Annotated in this window: 19 protein-coding genes and 1 tRNA gene; 10 read left to right on the top strand and 10 right to left on the bottom strand. The window is 63.5% G+C overall.

Features of this window, described 5'->3' with window-relative positions:
• The first annotated feature begins 123 nt into the window (after nt 1–123).
• On the top strand, nt 124–405 hold the full coding sequence (locus ACR65W_RS02660; RefSeq protein ID WP_175093836.1) for a hypothetical protein: 282 nt from the start codon (nt 124–126) through the stop codon (nt 403–405).
• Between the two features lie 332 nt (nt 406–737).
• The gene (locus tag ACR65W_RS02655; protein ID WP_434499590.1) at nt 738–974 is read left to right on the top strand and encodes a hypothetical protein; all 237 of its coding nucleotides are present in this window, start codon (nt 738–740) and stop codon (nt 972–974) included.
• 69 nt (nt 975–1,043) lie between these two features.
• Here ACR65W_RS02655 and ACR65W_RS02650 read toward each other — a convergent pair whose 3' ends face one another.
• The 5 genes from ACR65W_RS02650 to ACR65W_RS02630 form a co-directional block, all read right to left on the bottom strand.
• Nucleotides 1,044–1,520, bottom strand: a complete 477-nt coding sequence (locus tag ACR65W_RS02650) for a hypothetical protein (RefSeq protein WP_434499591.1) — start codon at nt 1,518–1,520, stop codon at nt 1,044–1,046.
• Between the two features lie 205 nt (nt 1,521–1,725).
• Nucleotides 1,726–3,126 (bottom strand): TolC family outer membrane protein, encoded by a 1,401-nt coding sequence (locus tag ACR65W_RS02645; protein WP_434499704.1) that lies wholly within the window; start codon nt 3,124–3,126, stop codon nt 1,726–1,728.
• A 9-nt stretch (nt 3,127–3,135) separates the two neighbouring features.
• Nucleotides 3,136–6,351: an efflux RND transporter permease subunit gene (locus ACR65W_RS02640; protein WP_434499592.1), complete on the bottom strand. Its 3,216-nt coding sequence runs from the start codon at nt 6,349–6,351 to the stop codon at nt 3,136–3,138.
• Between the two features lie 88 nt (nt 6,352–6,439).
• On the bottom strand, nt 6,440–7,639 hold the full coding sequence (locus ACR65W_RS02635; RefSeq protein ID WP_434499593.1) for an efflux RND transporter periplasmic adaptor subunit: 1,200 nt from the start codon (nt 7,637–7,639) through the stop codon (nt 6,440–6,442).
• Nucleotides 7,640–7,856: 217 nt separating this feature from the next.
• Nucleotides 7,857–9,167 (bottom strand): replication-associated recombination protein A, encoded by a 1,311-nt coding sequence (locus ACR65W_RS02630; RefSeq protein WP_434499594.1) that lies wholly within the window; start codon nt 9,165–9,167, stop codon nt 7,857–7,859.
• A 314-nt stretch (nt 9,168–9,481) separates the two neighbouring features.
• Here ACR65W_RS02630 and ACR65W_RS02625 point away from each other — a divergent pair, with 314 nt between their 5' ends.
• Nucleotides 9,482–10,165: an AAA family ATPase gene (locus tag ACR65W_RS02625; protein ID WP_434499595.1), complete on the top strand. Its 684-nt coding sequence runs from the start codon at nt 9,482–9,484 to the stop codon at nt 10,163–10,165.
• A 39-nt stretch (nt 10,166–10,204) separates the two neighbouring features.
• Here ACR65W_RS02625 and greA read toward each other — a convergent pair whose 3' ends face one another.
• Both greA and ACR65W_RS02615 read right to left on the bottom strand, forming a co-directional pair.
• Entirely contained in the window at nt 10,205–10,672 is a 468-nt protein-coding gene (gene greA / locus ACR65W_RS02620) for a transcription elongation factor GreA (protein ID WP_434499596.1), read from the bottom strand.
• Between the two features lie 279 nt (nt 10,673–10,951).
• A complete protein-coding gene (locus tag ACR65W_RS02615; RefSeq protein WP_434499597.1) occupies nt 10,952–11,953 on the bottom strand; it encodes an MDR family oxidoreductase in 1,002 nt (333 codons plus the stop codon).
• Between the two features lie 287 nt (nt 11,954–12,240).
• Between ACR65W_RS02615 and ACR65W_RS02610 the strand changes: the two genes are divergently transcribed.
• Nucleotides 12,241–12,648, top strand: a complete 408-nt coding sequence (locus ACR65W_RS02610) for a MucR family transcriptional regulator (protein ID WP_196400156.1) — start codon at nt 12,241–12,243, stop codon at nt 12,646–12,648.
• Nucleotides 12,649–12,732: 84 nt separating this feature from the next.
• Here ACR65W_RS02610 and ACR65W_RS02605 read toward each other — a convergent pair whose 3' ends face one another.
• Complete coding sequence (locus ACR65W_RS02605; RefSeq protein WP_434499598.1) at nt 12,733–13,098, bottom strand: TIGR02300 family protein; 366 nt, start codon at nt 13,096–13,098, stop codon at nt 12,733–12,735.
• Nucleotides 13,099–13,261: 163 nt separating this feature from the next.
• On the opposite strand from ACR65W_RS02605, the gene ACR65W_RS02600 reads away from it, so the two are divergent.
• The 4 genes from ACR65W_RS02600 to rimM all read left to right on the top strand — a co-directional run bounded on the left by ACR65W_RS02600 (nt 13,262) and on the right by rimM (nt 19,409).
• Nucleotides 13,262–13,335, top strand: a tRNA-Gly gene (locus ACR65W_RS02600).
• Between the two features lie 729 nt (nt 13,336–14,064).
• The gene (locus tag ACR65W_RS02595; protein ID WP_434499599.1) at nt 14,065–17,232 is read left to right on the top strand and encodes a helicase-related protein; all 3,168 of its coding nucleotides are present in this window, start codon (nt 14,065–14,067) and stop codon (nt 17,230–17,232) included.
• Nucleotides 17,233–17,336: 104 nt separating this feature from the next.
• Nucleotides 17,337–18,749, top strand: coding sequence for a mannose-1-phosphate guanylyltransferase/mannose-6-phosphate isomerase (locus ACR65W_RS02590; RefSeq protein ID WP_434499600.1), 1,413 nt, complete (start codon nt 17,337–17,339; stop codon nt 18,747–18,749).
• 126 nt (nt 18,750–18,875) lie between these two features.
• Nucleotides 18,876–19,409, top strand: a complete 534-nt coding sequence (gene rimM, locus ACR65W_RS02585) for a ribosome maturation factor RimM (RefSeq protein WP_434502262.1) — start codon at nt 18,876–18,878, stop codon at nt 19,407–19,409.
• A 1-nt stretch (nt 19,410) separates the two neighbouring features.
• On the opposite strand, the gene ACR65W_RS02580 is transcribed toward rimM, so the two are convergent.
• A complete protein-coding gene (locus ACR65W_RS02580; protein WP_434502260.1) occupies nt 19,411–19,737 on the bottom strand; it encodes a DUF1905 domain-containing protein in 327 nt (108 codons plus the stop codon).
• 78 nt (nt 19,738–19,815) lie between these two features.
• On the opposite strand from ACR65W_RS02580, the gene trmD reads away from it, so the two are divergent.
• Nucleotides 19,816–20,523, top strand: a complete 708-nt coding sequence (gene trmD, locus ACR65W_RS02575) for a tRNA (guanosine(37)-N1)-methyltransferase TrmD (protein WP_434502258.1) — start codon at nt 19,816–19,818, stop codon at nt 20,521–20,523.
• Between the two features lie 108 nt (nt 20,524–20,631).
• Nucleotides 20,632–21,171 (top strand): Dps family protein, encoded by a 540-nt coding sequence (locus ACR65W_RS02570; protein ID WP_434502256.1) that lies wholly within the window; start codon nt 20,632–20,634, stop codon nt 21,169–21,171.
• Nucleotides 21,172–21,175: 4 nt separating this feature from the next.
• Here ACR65W_RS02570 and ACR65W_RS02565 read toward each other — a convergent pair.
• Nucleotides 21,176–21,512 (bottom strand): 3-hydroxyacyl-CoA dehydrogenase family protein (locus ACR65W_RS02565; protein ID WP_434502254.1); only part of this gene is annotated, 337 nt, incomplete at its 5' end.

Raw genomic sequence — 21,512 nt, 5'->3', positions numbered from 1 at the left:
GAGTCCTCCGACAGCGTTGCCGGCGCTTTGCGTTGAATTCGAGCCGTTGCGGATCTCAATGTCTTCAACGCAGCGCTCTACAAAAACAAAAAACTCACGACGCGAAGAAGAGGAAATCAACATATGAATAAATACGCCCTTACGGCCGTCGCCGCCCTGTTCCTGGCGACGACCGCGCCGTCGTTCGCCTTCGACGCCGGCGTCGGTCTGCGCGCTCCGAACCAGGCGACGCGCATCAGCTGCGACACGCATGCCGAGGACGATCAGGCCGTTTGCGCCAGCAAGTGCGAGGACGCCTATCTCAAGGACCAGCAGGGCTGGACGGCGGACATGAGCAAGATCAAGTCCGCCAAGAAAGCGTGCGACGACAAGTGCGGTTGCCCGGAGAACTCGAAGGGCCTTTAAGACTCGGCATCAGTCTGAGCCCGACACGTAAGGGCGCGCGCGTGATCGCGCGCCCTTTTTCGCATTGCGCCGATCATACGAAAGTCGGCTGTCGCGCCGCGTCTTCGTGTTCATCAAGAATACGGAAACAATAGGCTTTTCGTGAACCGCGCCGCCCGACGACGAAGCGGCTCAAGCCCTCGCGCCCGTGACGCGCAATTGACATGGGCGGCCACATACGACATCGTCCGGCCGCTTATTGCGTTATGTGACGCCGTTGCTGTTCCATGGCGGGAGGGGTCGAGCGCAAGCGCAGTCTAGACGCCCAACGGGCAAGTGAAGGAAACCACCAAATGAATAAATACGCCATTATGACGGCGGCTCTCCTGGTCGCCGGCATGATCAGCCCGGCATTCGCGGATTGCGACGTCCACAAAGCGGACGAAGACAAGCAGGCTAAATGCGCTGAAAAATGCGACGACGAGTACCTCGCGCGCAAGATGAATTATGGCGCCAACCAGGGTGAAGTCCTCGCCAATAAGAAGGCCTGTGACGCCGCCTGCGGCTGCCCGCAGAACACCAAGGAGTAAAAACGCCGAGCCTCGCGAGCGAGATCGGTTGAGACGGGGCGCGCATTCACTGCGCGCCCGTTTTTTTGGTCAGTCCGCCGTATAGACGTTGCCGTCTGGGCCTTTCCAGCCGCTGCCCGCTTCATAAAAGCGATATTCCTCGTCGAACAGAACCGTCGACCCAGGCGCGATATATTGCTTGCCCGCTGGATCGGAACTGCGCGGCGCAGTCACATAATGACTGCTCGACGAACAGCCTTCGGGAAATTTTCCGTCCTCGGGCTTGCATTCGAGATTCGCGCCTTCCGGGAACTCGACCCGCGCATTGAAGAAGATCTCGTAGCCCTTTTCTCCGGTGGCGTGCATCTCGAGACGCTCGGCCATCGTCTGTTTGAACTCAACGATCTTGAACGGCTTGTCGACGCGCTGCTTCAGCAAGTTCTCGAAAATCTGCCGCGCATGCGCTTCGGTTGGATTGCAGCCGAACATGCAAAAAGCATTTGCCGGGATCGCCGAAAGCAACGCTAGCAGCATCGCAACGGCGAAAGTGATGAAAGCGCCTCGCATGATGTCCTCTCCCTCGCCCTTTATGATTTCGCGCCCGGCGGCGCGTCTTTTTTAAACTATAGCATCTTATCGCAGCATCGCGGCGCGTCTCAAATCTTAGAGCGCTTCCCGATCACATGGAATCTGTGATCGATAAGGAATCGCTCAAAATCAAAATGCTGGAGCAGGTTCTCATCGAAAAAATATGTCAACTTTTTCTGAACCTCTAGCGGTCGGGCGTGGTCGGGTCGCCCCAGAGATCCTTCACCTGCTCGAAGTGGATCGCCGGATCATAGCCGCCGGGCGTAAGACCGAGCCAGCCCGAAGAAAGCCGCCCGAGCGAAGAGAGCATGGCATAGGAGGCGACGACGCGGTCGCGCTGCGCGAAGACGAGCGCGATGCGGGCGTAGAGCAGCTCTTGCTGCGCGATAAGAATTTCGAGCGTCGTCCGCTGACCGGCCTTGGCTTCTTCTCTAATGCCGTAAAGCGCGCGCTCGGCCGCGGCGATTTGCGTTTGCGCTGCCGATATCTGAGTTTTCGCCGCCTGCAGCGCGCCCCAATAGGCGCGCACCAGCGAGAGAACTTCGGCGCGCGCAACGTCGGCGTCGAACCGTCGCTGCCCGGCGGTTTCCTTCGCCTGCCGCACCCGGGAGGATGTCAGGCCGCCCTCGTAAATCGGCACGCTGAGATGTCCAAGGACTTTCGCGCCAACGTTGCGGTTGCCGATGCCGGAAATATCGGTCTGCGTAAAAACGTCGCCGACGATCGACAGTTTGGGCATGAAGTCGGCTTCGAGCGCCTTGATGTCGAGATCGGCGACGTCGGCCTCGTGAAGGGCGGCGAGAATGAACGGGTGTTCGTGTTGCGCGATGCGTTCCGCTTCTTCGCGCGACTTCGGCAGCAATCGGTCGATTGGCGCGCCCGGCGCGAGCTTCGTCGGCTCGACGCCGACCGTCTTGCGATAGACGCCGATGCTGGCGTCAAGCGTGGCGCGCGCGGCGCCGGCGAGAGACTTGCCGCCCGCGAGCCGCGCCTCGACCTGCGCGACATCCGTCAAGGTGATCTGTCCGTACTGATAGCGCTCCCGCGTCTGGCGCAATTGCTCCTTCAGGACGGCGACATTGCTTTCCTGAAGTTTGAGCGCCGCCGTGTCGCGCAAGACATTCATATAGGCGGTGACGGCGTCGAATAATATGCGCTGTTCGGTGAGGCGCAGCCGCTCGCGTCCGGCGAAGACCCCCGACTCCGCCGCGCGCGTTTGGTTTTGTGTCTTGAACCCGTCGAATATCGGCTGTTCGAATGTCAGATGGGCGGAGCGGGGAAGGCTGTCGCCGTTTTGGATGTTCTTCGTGACCGAGGTATCGGTCGGGTCGTTGACATTGACGTCGCGCTGCTTCGTGACAAGCCGATTGCGCTGCACGCCGAGGTAGCCGTCGCCCGAAACGCGCGGCCGCATGCCGGCCTCCGCCTGCGGCACTCTTTCGTCGATGGCGCGCAGCTCGGCTCTGCCGGCGTTGAGCTGCGGATTGGCGTTATAGGCGCGACGCATCGCGCCCATCAAGGTTTCCGCCTGCGTCGCGCCGCCGCTCAGAATGAAGCAGATCAGGACCGAGGCGACGCCGCGCATGCTCACCGGTCAACCTCCGCTTTGCTGCACGGTAGTCGACTCTGGCGAACGACAGAAGAATGCGTATAGGGCGGGCAGGACCACAAGAGTCAGCGCCGTGGCGCTGATCAGGCCGCCGATGACGACCGTCGCGATCGGCTTTTGCACTTCGGCGCCGGTGCCCGTCGCAAGCGCCATCGGCAGGAAGCCGAGCGACGCGACGAGGGCCGTCATCACGACAGGGCGCAGCCGCGTCATCGCGCCTTTGAAGATCGCCTGGCGCTCGGGCATGTCGCCTGCGATCAACTGCGAAATATAGGTGCGCATGACGAGGCCGTTGAGCACAGCGACGCCAGAGAGCGCGATGAAGCCGACGGCGGCCGAGACGGACATGGGCATGCCGCGCAGCCACAGCGCGGCGACGCCGCCCGATAGCGCCAGCGGCACCGCAGTGAACACCAGCAGCGCGTCGCGCGTCGCGCCGAGCGCCGAGTAGAGCAGCAGAAAGATCAAGAAGAAGCAGGCCGGCACGACGATCATCAAACGCGCCCGGGCCGCCGCGAGATTTTCGAATTGCCCGCCCCATGCAATCCAGTAGCCGGGCGGCAGGATCACCTTTTTCTCGATCTTTGCGCGCGCTTCTTCGACCACCGACGCAATGTCGCGCCCACGCACATTGGCGCTGACCACGACGCGGCGATGGCCATTTTCCCGCGATATCTGGTTCTGGCCGTCCAGGATGGAGAATTTCGCCACCTGCTTCAGCAGCACGACCGGCGTATTGCCCGCCGCCGAGGGAAGCGCGACCGGAATCGACTCCAAAGCCTGCGCGTCCTCGCGCAAATTATCCCGCAGACGAACGACGATGGGGAAACGGCGGTCGCCCTCGAAGACCACTCCAGCTCTTTGTCCGCCGATCGCCGCGCCGATCACGTCCTGCACCGCGGCGACGCTGAGGCCAAGGCGCGCGATCGCGCCCTTATCGACGGCGATGTCGAGGATCGGGAGGCCAACCACCTGTTCGACCTTTACATCGCTCGCGCCTTTGACCGTATTGAGAACGCCGGCGATCTGATTGGCCGCTTTCAACAGAACGTCAAAATTTTCGCCGAACACTTTTACGGCGATGTCGCCGCGCACGCCGGCGAGCAGTTCATTGAAGCGCAGTTGAATGGGCTGCGAGAACTCATAGGCGTTGCCTGGCAGTTGCGCGAGCCGCGCCTCCATTTTCTCGATCAGCGCCGCCTTGTCGAGGCCTGCGTCGGGCCATTTGTCGCGCGGCTTCAGCATAATAAAAGTATCGGTCAGGTTCGGCGGCATCGGATCGGTTGCGATCTCGGCCGTGCCGGTTTTGGAGAAGACGTAGTCGACCTCTGGGAAGCTGAGTAGCGCGCGTTCGATGTCGAATTGCATCGCCTGCGCCTGCGTCAGCGACGCGCTCGGGATGCGATTCGCCTGCATGGCGAGGTTTTTTTCGTCGAGCGTCGGAACGAACTCTTCGCCCAACGTCAGATAGAGACCCGCCGCAAGAATGAAGGCGCCCGCGCCGAGCGCGATCGGCTTCAAAGGCGCGGCCATCGCCCATTTCAACATCGGCTCATAGGCGCGCTTGAGCCCTTCGACGACGATGTTTTCGGATTCGCGCACGCGGCCAGAAAGCGCGATGGCGATCATCGCCGGAAAGAATGTTAGCGACAGAACGAATTCCGAAGCGAGCGCCATGATGACGGTCATCGCCATCGGATGGAACATCTTTCCTTCGACTCCGGAAAAGGTCAGAATTGGCACATAGACGAGAATGATGATCGCCTGGCCGTAGACCGTCGGCCGCCGCATCTCGACCGCCGAGTCGATGACGGTCGTCAGCCGTTCCTCCAGCGTCAGCGTGCGGCCCAGGGCGTTCTGACGCTGCGTCAGGCGACGCAAGCAGTTCTCGGTGACGATGATCGCGCCGTCGGCGATCAATCCGAAATCGAGCGCGCCGAGACTCATCAGATTGGCGCTGATCTTTCCAATATGCATGCCGACGCCAAGCAGCAGCATCGTCAGCGGTATGACCATCGCCGTCACGAGCGCCGCGCGGAAATTGCCGAGCATGACGAAGAGCACGAGGATGACGAGCGCCGCGCCCTCGACGAGATTCATGGCGACGGTGGTGATCGTGGCGTTGACGAGCACGGTGCGGTTCAAGATCGTGCGCACTTCAACGCCGGGCGGCAGCAGCCGGCGGATCTCGTCCATCTTCGCATTGACGGCGCTCGAGACTTCGCGACTGTTGGCGCCGATCAGCATCAGCGCGGTGCCGATCACCACCTCTTCGCCATTCATGCTGGCGCTGCCCATGCGCAGCTCGCGTCCGACGCCCACCTCCGCGATGTCTTCGAGTCGCACCGGCGTGCCGCCGCGCGTCGATACGACGACTTTGGCGATGTCATCGATCGACTCGAGCCGTCCCGGGCTGCGCACGACGAGACCCTCGCCGTTGCGTTCGACATACCCCGCGCCCCGGCTGATATTGTTGCGTTCGATAATGCCGGCGAGATCGGCGAAAGACAGTCCGAGAGCGAAGATCTTCGCTGGGTCTGGCTGAACGTGATATTCCTTAATGTAGCCGCCAAGCGAGTCGACGCCGGCGACTCCCGGCACGGTGCGCAACTGCGGCTTGATGATCCAATCCTGCACGGTGCGCAGATAGGCGGTGCGTTCGAGTAAGTTGCGCAGCCTCTGCCCTTCCGGCGTGAGATAATCGCCGTTGCGCTGCCAGCCGGGCTTCCCGTCTGGCGCCGGTTTCTCGCGAACTCGCGGGGCGTAGTCGACCGACCACATGTAGATTTCGGAAAGGCCCGTAGCGACCGGGCCCATATGCGATTCGACGCCAGGCGGAAAAATCTCCTTGGCGAGCGTCAGGCGTTCGCCGACCTGCTGGCGCGCGAAATAAATGTCGACGCCATCGGCGAAGACGGCGGTGACCTGCGCGAAGCCGTTGCGCGAAAGCGAACGGGTATATTCGAGCCCCGGAATTCCTGCGATGGCGTTCTCGATCGGATAGGTGACCTGTTTCTCGATCTCGAAGGCCGAAAGCGCCGGCGCGAAAGCGTTGATCTGCACCTGATTGTTCGTGATGTCCGGCACCGCGTCGATCGGCAATCGCATCAGCGACCAGACGCCAAGCGGGACGACGAGCGCCGTCAACAACACCACGAGCCAACGGCTTCGGACCGAGAAGGCGATGAGATTCTTGATCATCGGCGGTCGCTAGCGCTCAAGGCGGTAGTTTGGGGGCGGAATCGAAGCGTCGTCCATGATATCGAGGAAGGAAAGCCGCCGCCGCGCATCATTCCTCCGGAATGTTCTGCTTGCCGAGCTCCGCCTTCAGCAGAAAGACATTGGAGACGGCGATCTGCTCTCCCTGCTGCAGTCCAGAGACGACTTCAACCGAGTTATCGTCTCCCCGTCCAAGTTCGACGTCGCGCTTGGTAAAGCCCTCTGGCGTGCGAACGAAGACGTTGGGCTTGCCGTCGATGATCATCACCGCCGAGCGCGGAATTTTGAGCTTCACCCGCGCCTCTTTGAGGGAAATTTCTGCCTCCAAGAGGCTGCCGGGACGCAGCGAGAAATCCGGACTGGCGAAGCGCGCACGGACGTTTCCAGTGCGCGTTTCCTTCGTGATCATCGCGTTCACGTAAGTGATCTTGCCTTCGAAGACGCGCCCTTCGGCGTTTTGAATCCGCACCTCCTGTCCGTCGCGCAGAAGACCAAGATCGGCGGCGGGCACCGCGATCTCGGCCTCGACGACCGAGAGATCGGAGATGACATAGAGTTCCTTCGCTTGGCCTTCGCCGCCAACCGGCTGCCCGATGCTGACCATACGCTCGATGACGCGCCCGGAGATTGGGGCGCGAATCTCCTTGCGGCGAAGATCGGCGATCGGCTGCGAGGGCAGGGCGGCGATTTCCTGCTCGCTCATGTCGAGCGCGGCGAGTTTCTGCCGCGCCAGATCGAGCTTGACTTTCGCTTCCATGAACACCGCTTTGGCTTTCAGGAACAGTTGTTCGGCGGTGATTTTCTTTTCAAAGAGACCTTTTTCGCGCTGAAAGAGCACGTTCTGAAGATCGAAATTCGCCAGCGCCGCGAGGTATTCGCTCTTCGCCTCCGCCACTTCGCGCGAGTCGATGATCGCGATGGTTTCGCCGCGCACGACATTGTCGCCGAGCCGCTTGCGCAGTTCTTCGACGACGCCTGCGACCTTGGCGGCGACGCGCGCGATTTTGTCCGGATCGGGTTTGATGGCGGCAGGCGCCGTGATCCGGCGCGTAATGACGCCAGCGCCGACCGCCGCCGTCGCGATCTTGGAGGCTTCGATCTGAGCGGCGGAAAGCCGGACTTCGCCGTCGGCGGACTCGGGCTGGATCGCCTCGCTTTGGCGGTCAGGCGCGACGCGGCTGCGCATGGCGCTGAAGAGCGACGGCAGCGCGGCGCCAATCGCCAGGCTCGCGAGAACGGCAAGAACCAGAACGGACCTATAACGGGTCATGATCGCGAAGTCAGCTCCGTCACGAGCGGTCTGAAGGGCGTAGCATTGGCGCGCCGCTCGAGCCATTGGCCGCCGCGGCGCAAGTGGGGGGATATCTGGCGTCCGGCGTTGATTCATCTTTCTTTAAAGGAGTTGGCTGACCCGGTCCATGCGGCGGTTCGCGGCTCTTTTGCACTTGCCGCAGTTTTTAAAACGAAAAGCCCGGCCACAACCACACTTATGAATCGCCGCGCTCTTTGCGCAGTCGATCCCAATAGTCGATGCGCTTGGCGATCTCGCGCTCAAACCCGCGCTCGACCGGTCTGTAGAACTTCTGCCGCGAGAGCGAATCAGGCCAGTAGTTCTGGCCCGAGAAGGCCTCGGGCGAATCGTGATCATAGTCGTAGTTCGCGCCATAGCCCTCGTCGCGCATCATTTTCGTTGGCGCGTTGAGGATGACCTTGGGCGGCATCAGCGAGCCCTTCTCCTCCGCGACGCGCTGCGCGCGCTTGAAGGCGACATAGGCCGCGTTGGATTTGGGCGCGGTCGCCACATAGATGACGGCCTGCGCCAGCGCGAGTTCGCCCTCGGGGCTGCCGAGGAAATCATAGGCGTCCTTGGCGGCGTTGGCGACGACGAGCGCTTGCGGATCGGCCAGGCCGATGTCTTCGACCGCCATGCGCACGATGCGGCGTGCGAGAAACAGCGGATCTTCTCCGGCGGCGAGCATGCGCGCGAGATAGTAGAGCGCGGCGTCGGGGTCCGAACCGCGGACGCATTTGTGCAAGGCGCTGATGAGATTGTAATGGCCTTCCTGCGCCTTGTCGTAGATCGGCGCGCGGCGCTGCACGATGTCGACGAGTCCCGTCCGATCGAAGATCTCGCCGGGCTTCGCGGCGCGCCAGATTTCCTCGGCGAGCGTCAACGCCGCGCGGCCATCGCCATCGGCCATGCCGACAAGCGCGGCGCGCGCGTCGGGTTCGAGCGGCAGCGGCTTGCCTTCGGCGTTTTCGGCGCGTTTGAGCAGCTGTTCGATCGCCGCTTCGTCGAGCGCCTTGAAGGTCATCACGCGCGCGCGTGAGAGCAGCGCGGCGTTGAGCTCGAAGGATGGGTTTTCGGTCGTTGCGCCGATGAGCGTGATCGTGCCGTCCTCCATCACCGGCAGGAAGGAATCCTGCTGCGCGCGATTGAAGCGGTGAATCTCGTCGACGAAGAGCAAGGTCCCCTGGCCGGCGGCGCGTCTGGCGCGCGCCGCCTCGAACGTCTTCTTCAAATCCGCGACGCCGGAAAAGATCGCCGAAATCTGTACGAAGGCGAGCTTGGTTTCATGCGCGAGAAGCCGCGCGACCGTGGTTTTGCCGGTGCCGGGCGGACCCCAGAAGATGAGCGAGCCGAGCGCGCCGGCGCGGACGAGCCGCGTCAGCGCGCCCTCGGGTCCGAGCAGATGATCCTGTCCCGCCACCTCATCGAGACGCGTCGGCCGCAGCCTGTCGGCGAGCGGACGCGGCGCGTCGTTTTCGAGCTTCGCGGCTTGGAACAGATCGGACATGGTCACTGATTAACATAGCGAGGCGGCTTGCTTGGGAGAATCTCTGGAGCCGAAGAAAAGGGAAGCGCGCCGCAAACGTGGCGGAACGCGCGCCGTGGATGGCTCGGACGCTCCCGGCCCCCGAGTTTGATGATAGTCATCGCAGCATCGAAGACTGTCCTGATCGGATTCTCGACTACTGAAGCGGAGCCGTTAACCGCCGATTAACCTTGCCGCAAGTATTACGATTCCGTGAATGAATTCGGGGCTGGGATCTCATTCGTTAAGCTTCGCGTGCAAAGCGTCGACATCAACCAAACACTGGACCGTCGCACATGCGCAAAATCGCTTTCGTCACCCAGAAGGGCGGCGCCGGCAAGAGCACGCTCGCCAGCAGCGTCGCCGTCGCCGCGCGCCAGGCTGGGGAACGCGTGTTCATCATCGATCTCGACCCGCTGCAAACCCTCGTCAATTGGTCGCGCGCGCGCGGCGCCGCGGACATCGCCGTCGAACACGTGCCGCCGGCGAAGCTGAGTAAGGCGCTTGCCGCGCTCGCCGCAAAGGGCGTGACGCTCGCCATTATTGATGCGCCGGGCCAGGAGGGCGACTATTTTTCGGCGGCCGTGCGCGCCGCCGATCTTTGCGTCATTCCGGCGCGTCCCAACGCCTTCGATCTCTGGGCGTCGGAAATCACGCGCATGCGCGTGAAGGAGAAAGGCAAGGATTACGCCTTTCTGCTCAACCAATGTCCGCCCGCGCAACAGAGCGCGCGCGTCGAACTCGGCGCCAAGGCGCTGCAGGCGATGGGCGGTCTTCTCGCGCCGCTCGTTTCGTCGCGCGTCGATTACCAGGAAGCGGCGCGGCTTGGGCGCGGGGTCGGCGAATATAATCCCGACGGCGTCGCGGCGGAGGAGATGCGGGAGCTTTGGGCCTCGATCAAGCGCCGATTGAAAAAAACGGCCAGCGCGGCCAAGACGGCGCCAGCGAAGCCGACGAAGGCGGTCAGGAACGCCGCCTGATCGTCAACTGAGAGAACCGCGCCGCGCAAGAGCAGGGCGCTAACCGATCTCCACGATTCGCGCGCTGTGGTGGATGACCTCCGCCTTGTCGCCGACGGACTTGCCCATCAGCGCCTTGGCGAGCGGCGCGACATAAGGAATGAGCCCCTTCGTCGGATCGGCTTCGTCTTCGCCGACGAGCCGGAAACTGCGGCGTTCGCCGTCCTCGAGTTCGACGACGACGCAATGGCCGAACCGCACATGCGAATGATCGGCGATCGCGCGGATGACCTCGGCGCTGGCGCGACGCGCCGACCAATAGCGCAGATCGCGTTGCGCCAGCGCGAGCGCGTGATTGTCTTCACTCGCCGTCGCGCGTTCGATTTCCTTCTGCAGGCGCGCAAGCTCGGCTTCAATCTGTTCGAGGCCCTCGGGCGTGACCAGATTGCGATGCGGACTGACGGGCCGGTCAGGCAGATCCTCACGCGGATTGTCGTCGTCCTGTTCTTTCGTAAAAGCCGAACTCATGCGCTTTTGACCTTTGGTTCGCCGCGCCGATGCGGCGAGCGTCCTTAACAAAAATAATCGGCCCAAGCGGGCCGTCATGGGCATTAGAGCCGAGACGGGCGCGCTTGTCGAGAAATTGACGCCGAAATGCGACGATTCGCGCGCGCTTACGAAGGCTTAGCTTGGCGGCTCAAAGGCCGAGGTTTCTGCGTGGCGGTTTCGAGCGTGAAGGGCGGTAGAGGCGGTCGCGACACGGGCGGTCCTCGTCGTTTGCGCGCGACGACCCTATCAATCCGCATCTTAGAGCGGAAGATGCAGACCCATGTCGATGACGACGCGTCCGCGAATTTTTCCTCCAACGATCGAGCGGGCTCGATCCAGCGCTGCATCGAAGGAAATGATTTCGCTCATGGCGTCGATTGTGGAGGGATCGAGATCCTGCGCAATTCGGGCCCATGCCGCCCGCCGCAGCCCGATGCGCGGGCGCACGCTTTCGACGCCGAGCAGCGAGACGCCGCGCAGAATGAAAGGCGCGACAGTCGCCGGAAGCTCCATGCCGGCGACATTGCCGCAGGCGGCGACGGCGCCATCGAAGCGCGTCTGCGCAAGAAGATTGGCGAGAGCGACGCCGCCGACAGTGTCGACGCCAACGGCGAAGCGCTGCTTTTGCAGCGGCTTTCCTGGAGCGGACAATTCGTCGCGGCCGATGATTTCGGACGCGCCCAGGCGTTTGAGATAGGCGTCTTCGCTCGCATGTCCGGTGACGGCGGCCACGCGCCAGCCAGCCTTGGCGAGCAATGCGACGGCGAAAGAGCCGACGCCTCCCGTCGCGCCCGTCACCACCGCGAGCCCGTCCTCGGCCCGGGCGCCATGGCGCTCCAGCGCAAGCATGCAGAACATGGCGGTCAGTCCCGCGGTGCCAACCGCCATGGCGCGCGCCGGCGTCAGCGGCGGCGGCAGTTTCGCGAGCCAATCGCCCGATAGCCGCGCCTTTTCCGCAAAGCCTCCATAATGCGCTTCGCCCAGGCCGCACGCCGTCGCAACCACAATGTCGCCTGATGCAAATTCCGGATGCGCGGAGCGCGTGACGCGACCCGCGAGATCGACGCCGGGGATCATTGGAAAGCGACGCACCACCGGTCCCTTGCCGGCGACGGCGAGACCGTCCTTGTAGTTGATCGCCGAGAAAGCGACGTCAACGTCGACATCACCCTCCATCAGGTCGCGCTCACGCATGACGACGTAATCGGCGTGTTGGCCGTCACTGTCCTTGTCGATGCGAATGGCTCTGAAGTCAGTCATATGGCCGCGCCTCCGCTGTTGGCTGCGCCAAACCAGCGCTTTTTCGCGGAGAAAAAAAGACGAAAAAAAGAAAACATGAGGCCGTCACGGCCGTAAAGCGCGAAATTCTGATTGATCAACTATGCAGAATTGGGCGGCGCCAATAGTGCATAATATTTCTTGATGCAGTCGCACTATTCTGTTAGTCAGTCAACAAGTAACGGCTGGGCAATGATTCTATGCAACAAAGCATTGATCAAGGGCGGCGGGGGCGGCGTCCGTCTCAACAGGAAGTGGTGAGCAATCCGATGAATCAAGCCAACAACATTGAACTCGCGGCTGACATCGTCTCCGCCTATGTGAGCAACAACTCCGTTCCCGCCGGAGAGTTGCCTGGGCTTATCAGCGAAGTCTACAGCGCCCTGTTGCGCGTTGGCGTGGGCTCCGCGGCGGCGCCCGCCGAGCCGCCGAAACCGGCGATTCCGGTCAAGCGTTCGGTGACCAATGATTACATCATCTGCCTTGAGGACGGGAAGAAGTTCAAGTCGCTGAAGCGTCATCTGCGGACGCAATATGGGCTGTCGCCCGAAGACTATCGCGAGAAGTGGGGCCTTCCGGCCGACTATCCGATGGTTGCGCCCAACTACGCCAAGGCGCGGTCTAATCTCGCCAAGCAGATGGGGCTCGGCCAGCAGCGCCGGCGTCGCGGCAAATAAAAGGCGGCCAAACGGCCGCCTTCTCCAATTGACCTGAACGCCGCGGCGCGCGCTGTCGCGCCAGGTCAGTGACGCCCCGACGGTTCAGGTCTCTTCGTCAGTTTCAATGTCGCCGTCGATCAATCCGGCGACATCGTCGTCGGACTCTTCCTCCTCGAGGAAAGTGTCGTCTTCGGCGTCGTCTCCCTCGATCTCCACATCATCTTCGACATCGATCGATTCCGCTACGGTCTCCGTCTCCTCGACTTCTTCGAGCGACACCGTTTCAGGGTTCTCCTTTTCGAGTTCGCTCTCTTCTTCTTGTTGCGCGCGCGCCGCCGCTCGCGTCAGCGCCACAATCTGATAAACCGCGCCGCATTTCGGGCAGGCGATCGGGTCCTTGTTAAAGTCGTAAAACTTCGTCCCGCAGGACTGACATTGGCGTTTGGCGCCGAGTTCGGGTTTTGCCACGATCGATTGGTCCTCGAGAAGCAGCGTGGCAACGCCCCGCCTGTATTGAGAGACTGTGTGGGCGCTCCGGTTAGTGGCGTCCCGCGTCGCTGTCAAATGGGAAATGCATTGTCTGCGCGCCCATTGCAAAGCGCCGCGCAGATTGGCATAGAATCACCCTCACGCGGGTGTAGCTCAATGGTAGAGCAGCAGCCTTCCAAGCTGAATACGAGGGTTCGATTCCCTTCACCCGCTCCAGCCCTTCCGGGGAGCTTTCTCAGCGCGAGCGATTGCGGCCCGCCTGTTCGTTTGCGTTCGGCCGCGCCTTGCCCAATGCGGCGGCCTCCTCCGGCCTCGGTATTCCCGGTCGCGCATCATCGGTTCGCTCCGCTTTTAGAGTCTCGCCAAATACGCGAATCGACCTTGGCGTTTACCAATTACGCATAGAGGCGCGCCGCGCAAAGCCGTCGCAACGTCGAGAGGCCACGCGCGCGAACGCCGCGCCGCCTCGTCCAGGCGTCCCAGAGAAGGACGCGGCGTTAACCGTTCATGTTCGTTTGCGCCGCGTTCCTCATGTCGACGCAGCGGATGAGGCGCTCGAGGGTCGCGCAAATTCGCCGGAACGCAACGCCAACCGAGATCGAACGCTGATTCGTGCCTGCTGCGTTCCCGGTTGATCCCAAAGCTTAACCGCAAGGCGCCGAACCGCCTAATCTTGGCCGTTGACAGAAGCGCCGAAAAGAGTCCGCCGGCGGCCTTTTCGCCAAAAGCGCGCGCGACGCCATCGATGGGCCGTTCTCGCAAGTTCTGGCGTTTCGATTTGGCCGCGCGTCCATATATTGTTGGAACAGAGCGTGACTCGGCGAGAGTCAGCGATTCGGGCGCGATTCGTTCCCAGGCTGTTCAGAAGGTAAAGTCGCGCCCTGCTCGAAGTTTCGATATGAAACGAAGGCGCGCCGCGGCGCGCGTCAGGCAGCAAAGAAGAACATGACAGTCGCGCCGTCTTACCCGGCGAGCCGCGCCGCCCCCCGCGCAAGGCCGTTTGACAGGGGCGTGGCGGCGGTGCTCGGCCCCACCAACACCGGCAAGACGCATCACGCCATCGAGCGTATGTTGTCCTTTCCCTCCGGCGTCATTGGGCTGCCTCTGCGCCTGCTCGCTCGTGAGGTTTATAATCGCGTCGCCGAACGCGTTGGCGCGGACAATGTCGCGCTCGTCACCGGCGAGGAAAAGATCAAGCCCCGCGCGCCGGCCTATTGGGTCGCGACGGTGGAAGCCATGCCGCGCGACGTCCAGGCGGATTTCGTCGCGATCGACGAGATCCAGCTCGCCGCCGATCTCGACCGCGGCCACATTTTCACCGACCGTCTACTCCACTGGCGCGGACGCCAGGAGACTCTCCTGATCGGCGCCGCGACGATGGCGCCGCTCGTTACAGAACTCTATCCCGGCGCGCCGATCTTTACCCGCCCGAGGCTTTCAAAGCTTTCCTTCGCCGGCGACAAGAAGATCTCGAGGCTGCCGCCGCGCAGCGCCATCGTCGCCTTTTCCGCCGAAGAGGTTTACGCGATCGCGGAACTGATCAAGCGCCAGCGCGGCGGGGCGGCCGTCGTGCTCGGCGTGTTGTCGCCGCGCACGCGCAACGCACAGATCGAGCTCTATCAGGGCGGCGACGTCGATTACATTGTCGCGACGGACGCCATCGGCATGGGGCTCAATCTCGACGTCGACCATGTCGCCTTCGCGTCCGATCGCAAATTCGACGGATTGCGCCATCGCAGGCTGACGCCGGCGGAATTCGGGCAGATCGCCGGCAGAGCGGGGCGCCATATGAGCGACGGCTTTTTTGGCGCGACCGGCCGCTGCCCGCCCTTCGACGAGGAATTGATCGACGCTTTACAGGATCACCGCTTCGATCCGGTGAAGACGCTGCAATGGCGCAGCAGCGCCCTCGATTTTTCTTCGATCGACGCGCTGATGCATTCTCTCGACCAGGTTCCGGCGCATCCGGATCTGGTGCGCGCCCGGGTCGCAGACGATCAGAGGGCGCTTGAAGCCGCGAGTCATGACGAAATCGCGCGCCGCAACGCCAAGACGACAGCCGATGTCGCGCGGCTCTGGGAAGCCTGCCAAATCCCCGATTACCGCAAGACCTCGCCTGCCGCGCACGCCGAGCTCGCGCTGGCCATATTCGCGTTCATCGCCCGGCGCGGCAAGATCCCCGAGGACTGGATGGCGCGGCAGATCGAAGCGGTGGACCGCATCGACGGCGACATCGCGACGCTGTCGAATCGACTCGCGCAAGTGCGTACCGCAAGTTTTATCGCCAACCGTTCCGGCTGGCTCGACGACTCTCAGCATTGGCAGAGCGTCGCGCGTCGGGTAGAGGACAGCATATCCGACGCGTTGCACGACAGACTGACGCAGCGTTTCGTCGACCGCCGCACCAGCGTGCTGGCGCGCCGCTTAAGAGAGAATGCGATGCTTGAAGCCGAAATCAACGCCGCCGGCGACGTTCTGGTCGAAGGCCAGCATGTCGGAAGCCTCCAGGGATTTCGCTTCACGCCGGATCCCGGCGCGGCAGGCGAAGCGGCCAAGACGTTGAACGCGGCGGCGCAGAAGGCGCTCGCTGGAGAATTCGAGGCGCGGGCGACCCGCGTCTTCGACGCGGTCGACGACGCTTTTGCGCTCGGCAATGACGGCCTGATTCGCTGGCTCGGCGAACCTGTGGGGAAAATCGCCTCTGGCGCCGGCGTGCTGACGCCGACGACGCGCGTGCTTGCCGACGAGCAGCTGACAGGACCGGCGCTGGAGAAGGTCAAGCAGCGCCTCGACCTCTGGCTCGCGCAACATGTCAAGAAGCTGCTCGGGCCGCTCGAGCAGCTGGAGAAGGGCGAAGGTTTGGAAGGGGTGACGCGCGGCGTCGCCTTCCAGCTCGCCGAAGAATTGGGCGTGCTCGACCGCGCGCGCGTCGCCAAGGACGTGAAGGCGTTCTCCCAGGAGGACCGCGCCGCGCTGCGCAAGCTCGGCGTGCGATTCGGGGCCTATCACATCTATGCGCCCGCGCTTCTCAAGCCGGCGCCGCGCGCGCTTTCGGCGCTGCTTTGGGCCCTGCATCACGGCGGTCTCGAGAACGTAAGGGGGCTTGAGGAAGTGCCGCATCTGGCGGCCTCTGGACGCACCTCCTTCGCCGCCGACGCATCGATCCCGAAAGGTTTTTATCGCGCCGCCGGTTTTCGAGTCTGCGGCGAGCGCGTCGTTCGCGTCGATATTCTTGAACGTCTCGCCGATCTCATTCGGCCCGCGATCGCCTACCGCCCGGGGCTCACCGCGGGCGAGCCGCCGCCCGGCGCGGCCGACGCCGACGGCTTCGTCGTCACCGTCGCGATGACCTCGCTCACGGGCTGTTCCGGCGAGGCTTTTTCCTCGATCCTGAAGTCGCTCGGCTATGCTTCGACGCAGCGTCCAGGACCGGCCATTACCGTTGCGATCGTGCCGGCGGCGGCGATGGAGCCTGTGACGCCAAAGTCCGCGGCCAAGCCAGCGGAAGCCGCGAGCGAGGATATTCAGGCCGAAAGCGCCGCCGCCGAGGCGCCGGCCGCGGCGGAAGCGGAGCCGGCTGTCGCGCCGCAACCGGCCGACACGCAGGACTCCCCGGTCGAGGCGCCTGCCGCCGATGAAGGCCCGACGACAGAGGCGCCGGCGTCCGTCGCCGGGGAAGAAGGCGCAGAGACGCGCGAAGAAGAGGCGACGGCGACTGAAGCGCAGGAAGAACCCGCCTCGGAGGCTGCGCCGGCCAAAGCCGCGCCGACCGAGCCGGACTCCATCGAGATCTGGCGTCCGCAGCGCCACGTGCATTCCGGTCCGCGCCCCCGCGAGGCCGGCGCGCATCGGCAGGCGCCCGGTCAGGGCGCTGAGGACAACAAGCAGCAGCGGCCGCCGCGCCGCGACCAGCGGCCCGGCAACGCTCCGGGCAAGGAGGGGCGTCCAGCTGGAAAGCCGCGCTTCGAGGGCCGTCCGCCGCGCGACGACGCCCGCCCCCGTCGCCCTGGAGGATTCGCCGCGCCGGAACGGCGCGAGCGCCAGCCCGATCCGGATTCGCCTTTCGCCAAGCTTGCGGCGCTCAAGGCCGAACTTGAGAAGAAGGGCAAATAGCGGCGGTTGCGCTTCTGCCCTCAGCTTCGCCATCGTATTGCCAATAGTGGGGCGGACAATTATTGCTGCCCGGGGGCGGGCGCGGCCGAGTGCGAGAGGGGCTTATGAAGAAGATATTGCCCGTTATTATGTGTGGCGGATCGGGGACGCGGGTGTGGCCCGAGTCGCGCGAGACGCTTCCCAAGCAGTTTATTCCGCTCATTGGCGAGCGCTCCACCTTCCAGACGACGATGGCGATGCTGGCCGACCCGGCGTTCGAGCGGCCGATCGTCGTCTCCAACTTCGACTACCGCTTCCTCATCGCCGACCAGTTGCGCGAGATCGGCGCGCAGGCGGACGTCGTGCTGGAGCCGTCGCGCCGCGACTCGGGTCCGGCGGTCGCCGTCGCGGCGGGCCTCGCCGCGCGCCGCGCGCCCGACACAGTCGTCGTCGTGCTCGCCGCCGACCATGTCGTTCGCGACACGGCGGGCCTCGTCGATCTGTGCAAGCGAGCGAGCGCCGCGGCGGCCCAGGGCTATATCGTCACGCTTGGCGTCAAGCCCGACGGCCCCGCGACGGGATACGGCTATCTGCGCCCCGGCGCGCCGCTCGAGTCGTGTTGCGAGGTCTACAAGCTCGACGCTTTCGTCGAAAAGCCGGACCGCGCAACGGCGCAGGACTATGTCGACGCCGGCTATTTCTGGAACAGCGGCAACTTCATCTTTCGCGCCGACGTCATGCAGTCGGAGATTGCGCAATTCGAGCCCGGCATTTTCGCCGCCGCCGAAGCGGCGATCGAAGCGGCCCGCCAGGACCTCGGCTTCATGATTCTGAACGCCGAGGCCTTCGCGCACGCGCCGAAGAAATCGATCGACTACGCCGTGATGGAGAAGACCGACAAAGCGGCGCTGATTCCGGCCGACATCGGCTGGTCCGACGTCGGCACTTGGCGCGCCGTCTGGGAATTGTCGGACCGCGACGCAAACGGTAATTCGGTGCGCGGCCAAGGCGTCGTCATGAACGCCCGCAACGTCCATGTGCGCTCCGAGGACACGCTGACCACTGTCGTCGGCGTCGACGACATCATCGTCGTGACGACGCAGGACGCCGTGCTGGTGCTCAGCCATGAGCATGGCGATCAGGTCAAACAGCTCGTCGAGCAGCTGCGCAGCGAAAACCGGCGCGAAGCGGGAGAGCACAAGCGCATTTTTCGGCCGTGGGGCTATTATCAAGGGATCGACGAAGGCCAGCGCTATCAGGTGAAGCGCATCGTGGTGAAGCCGGGCCAACGCCTGTCGCTGCAGAAGCATTTCCACCGCGCCGAACATTGGATCGTCGTGCGCGGCACGGCGGAGGTCGGCCGCGACGAGGAAATCCATCTCGTCCACGAAAACGAGTCGATCTATCTGCCGATCGGCAGCAAGCACCGCCTGACCAATCCCGGCAAGATTGATCTGGAGCTGATCGAAGTGCAGACCGGCTCCTATCTTGGCGAAGACGATATCGTCCGCTTCGAAGACGCCTATAATCGCGGGTAGTAGGCGCCCTCATGCTGAGGAGGCTCCGAAGGAGCCGTCTCGAAGCACGAGGGCGGCGGAGTCCTATGCGATTTCCTCGTCCTTCGAGACGCGAGCTTCGCTCGCTCCTCAGGATGAGGAAATCAAATGACGGAGCGCGCCAGGGAAAAGAACCTCCTCCTCCTCGGCCGCTTCGGGGCGCCGCATGGCGTGCGCGGCGACATCAGGCTGCAGAGCTTCACGAGCGATCCGCTGGCGATCGCAACCTATGACGGCCTCACCGACAAAAGCGGGTCGCGCCATTTCAGGCTGCGCGCCGTGCGCCCGCAGGGCAAGGACATGCTCGTCGCGCAAGTCGAGGGCGTCGACGACCGCGCCGGCGCCGAGGCCCTGAGCCGCGTCGAACTCTATATTCCGCGAGAAGCGCTCTCCCCGCCGGAAGAAGAAGAATTCTATATCGCCGACCTCATTGGCCTTCGCGCCGAAACGGCGGAGGGCGAAGTGATGGGCGTCGTCGTCGCCGTGCGCAATTTTGGCGCTGGGGATATTCTCGAAATCCGACCGCTGCACGGCGAAACCATCCTGCTGCCGTTCACCAAGGCGGTGGTTCCGATCGTCGACGTTGCGGGCGGTCGGGTCGTCGTCGAGCCGCCGGCGGAAGTTGAAGGCCCGGCCGACTGACCTACGGAAAGGCGTCCAGGCGAGGATCAGAGAGCCTGACGAGGCATTTTGCCACAACCTCGTCGCCGACTCCGACCCGCTCCTTGGCCCGCACGCTCGCCTTTATCGCGAGCAGATAGGGACCCTCCTTCGATGGAAACAAGGTCGTCTCCCAGGCGCTGGAGCCGAGCGTCACAGTGACCGGCACATAGCCGAAGCCGGTGCGATTGATTCTGCGCTCTTCTTTCAGCCTTTTGGACTCCTCGCCGTCGAGAGAGATAAAATACCAGCCGCCGGGGCCGGGATATTTCCAAATCGGGCCTCTGACATCGAGTCTCAAAAAATTCATTTCAGCAAATCTCCGCTATGAGAACAGCATATCCGATCGCCCTTTCTCCCGCAGCCGCAGGCGTGCCATAACCCGCCCATGTGGCGCGCGACGATCCTCACCCTTTTCCCCGAAATGTTCCCCGGCCCGCTCGGGCTGTCGCTTGCGGGCGACGCGCTCGCGCGGGGCGTTTGGGAGCTGGAGGCCAGGCAGATCCGCGAGCATGGGCTCGGCCGCCATCGCGCCGTCGACGACACGCCGGCCGGCGGCGGCCCGGGCATGGTGATGCGCGCCGACGTGTTGGCGGCGGCGATCGACGCCGCCGCGCCCAAGGATGATCCGCGCCCACGCCTGCTGATGAGTCCCCGTGGGGCGCCGCTGACGCAGGCGCGCGCGCGCGACCTCGCCCAAGGCCCCGGCGCGATCATTCTTTGCGCCCGGTTCGAAGGCGTCGACGAGCGCATTATCGACGCCCGCGGGCTCGAAGAAATCTCGATCGGCGATTTCGTGCTTTCGGGAGGCGAGATCGCGGCGCTGGCGCTCATCGACGCCTGCGTGCGGCTCATTCCCGGCGTGATGGGCGAAGAAGCGTCGGGCGTCGAGGAAAGCTTTGAGTCAGGGCTCCTCGAATATCCGCATTACACACGGCCCCGCGACTTCGAGGGGCGCGACATCCCTGACGTGCTGCTTTCGGGCGATCACGCCAGGATCGCCAAATGGCGCCATGAGCAGGCGCTGGCGCTCACCCGCGCCCGGCGCCCCGACCTCTTGGCGCCCCAGACAGGCGACGCTTCCCGCCGCCGCTGAAGCTCCGCGCCCTGCTCTCTTTTTAATCTGGTTCGCCAAGGCGCGCGATCTAGCTAATGAGCGGCACACCCCGAGCTTGCTGGAGCCAGGGCGCAAGGAGGTCCGCACATGCAGAAAACAAAAACGCCGATGAATCCCGACACCGAACGTGCGGCGCTGGATACGCCGACCGATCTTGAGAAACAGTCGACGATGAAGGTCGCCGCGGAGATCAACAAGCTCGTCGCCGACGCCCTTTCGCTTTATCTCAAGACGAAGAATTTCCACTGGCACATGAGCGGCCCGCATTTCCGCGACTATCATTTGCTGCTCGACGAGCAGGCGACGCAGATCTACGCGACCGTCGACCCGCTTGCCGAACGCGTGCGCAAGCTCGGGCAACCGACGCTGCGCTCGATCGGACACATCGCCAAGCTGTCCCGCATCAAGGACAATGACGAGGAATTCGTTTCGCCTTACGACATGCTGTGCGAATTGCTCGACGACAACAAAGGGATGGCCGAGTCGCTGCGCAACGCCCATAAGGTGTGCGACGACAATGAAGACATCGCCACCGCGAGCCTTCTCGAAACCTTCCTCGACGAGACCGAAAAGCGGACGTGGTTCCTGTTCGAGGCGGCGCGCAGCGCCGGCCCCGGCGGCCATTGAGGCGTTAACGCGTCGGGATCGGCGTGCCGCTGCGATAGTCGTAGAAGCCGCGCTGCGTCTTTTTACCGAGCCAGCCCGCTTCGACATATTTCACGAGCACAGGGCAGGGGCGGTATTTTGAACCCGCCAGGCCCTCATGCAGCACCTGCATGACCGAAAGACAGGTGTCGAGGCCGATGAAATCGGCGAGCTGCAGCGGCCCCATCGGGTGGTTGGCGCCGAGCTTCATCGCCGTGTCGATGGCGTCGACCGAGCCCACGCCTTCGTAGAGCGTGTAGATCGCCTCATTGATCATCGGCAGCAGAATGCGGTTGACGATAAAGGCGGGGAAATCCTCCGAA

The organism is Methylocystis sp., assembly GCF_051062815.1.
Taxonomy (GTDB): domain Bacteria; phylum Pseudomonadota; class Alphaproteobacteria; order Rhizobiales; family Beijerinckiaceae; genus Methylocystis.
Note: the sequence above shows the minus strand (reverse complement) of the source record. Positions and strands in the feature narration are given on the sequence as shown.

Excerpts from the sequence above, each read along its gene's own strand:
- ACR65W_RS02660 (WP_175093836.1), top strand. The coding sequence starts at position 124 with ATGAATAAATACGCCCTTACGGCCGTCGCCGCCCTGTTCCTGGCGACG.
- ACR65W_RS02655 (WP_434499590.1), top strand. The coding sequence starts at position 738 with ATGAATAAATACGCCATTATGACGGCGGCTCTCCTGGTCGCCGGCATG.
- ACR65W_RS02650 (WP_434499591.1), bottom strand. The coding sequence starts at position 1,520 with ATGCGAGGCGCTTTCATCACTTTCGCCGTTGCGATGCTGCTAGCGTTG.
- ACR65W_RS02645 (WP_434499704.1), bottom strand. The coding sequence starts at position 3,126 with ATGCGCGGCGTCGCCTCGGTCCTGATCTGCTTCATTCTGAGCGGCGGC.
- ACR65W_RS02640 (WP_434499592.1), bottom strand. The coding sequence starts at position 6,351 with ATGATCAAGAATCTCATCGCCTTCTCGGTCCGAAGCCGTTGGCTCGTG.
- ACR65W_RS02635 (WP_434499593.1), bottom strand. The coding sequence starts at position 7,639 with ATGACCCGTTATAGGTCCGTTCTGGTTCTTGCCGTTCTCGCGAGCCTG.
- ACR65W_RS02630 (WP_434499594.1), bottom strand. The coding sequence starts at position 9,167 with ATGTCCGATCTGTTCCAAGCCGCGAAGCTCGAAAACGACGCGCCGCGT.
- ACR65W_RS02625 (WP_434499595.1), top strand. The coding sequence starts at position 9,482 with ATGCGCAAAATCGCTTTCGTCACCCAGAAGGGCGGCGCCGGCAAGAGC.
- greA (WP_434499596.1), bottom strand. The coding sequence starts at position 10,672 with ATGAGTTCGGCTTTTACGAAAGAACAGGACGACGACAATCCGCGTGAG.
- ACR65W_RS02615 (WP_434499597.1), bottom strand. The coding sequence starts at position 11,953 with ATGACTGACTTCAGAGCCATTCGCATCGACAAGGACAGTGACGGCCAA.
- ACR65W_RS02610 (WP_196400156.1), top strand. The coding sequence starts at position 12,241 with ATGAATCAAGCCAACAACATTGAACTCGCGGCTGACATCGTCTCCGCC.
- ACR65W_RS02595 (WP_434499599.1), top strand. The coding sequence starts at position 14,065 with ATGACAGTCGCGCCGTCTTACCCGGCGAGCCGCGCCGCCCCCCGCGCA.
- ACR65W_RS02590 (WP_434499600.1), top strand. The coding sequence starts at position 17,337 with ATGAAGAAGATATTGCCCGTTATTATGTGTGGCGGATCGGGGACGCGG.
- rimM (WP_434502262.1), top strand. The coding sequence starts at position 18,876 with ATGACGGAGCGCGCCAGGGAAAAGAACCTCCTCCTCCTCGGCCGCTTC.
- ACR65W_RS02580 (WP_434502260.1), bottom strand. The coding sequence starts at position 19,737 with ATGAATTTTTTGAGACTCGATGTCAGAGGCCCGATTTGGAAATATCCC.
- trmD (WP_434502258.1), top strand. The coding sequence starts at position 19,816 with ATGTGGCGCGCGACGATCCTCACCCTTTTCCCCGAAATGTTCCCCGGC.
- ACR65W_RS02570 (WP_434502256.1), top strand. The coding sequence starts at position 20,632 with ATGCAGAAAACAAAAACGCCGATGAATCCCGACACCGAACGTGCGGCG.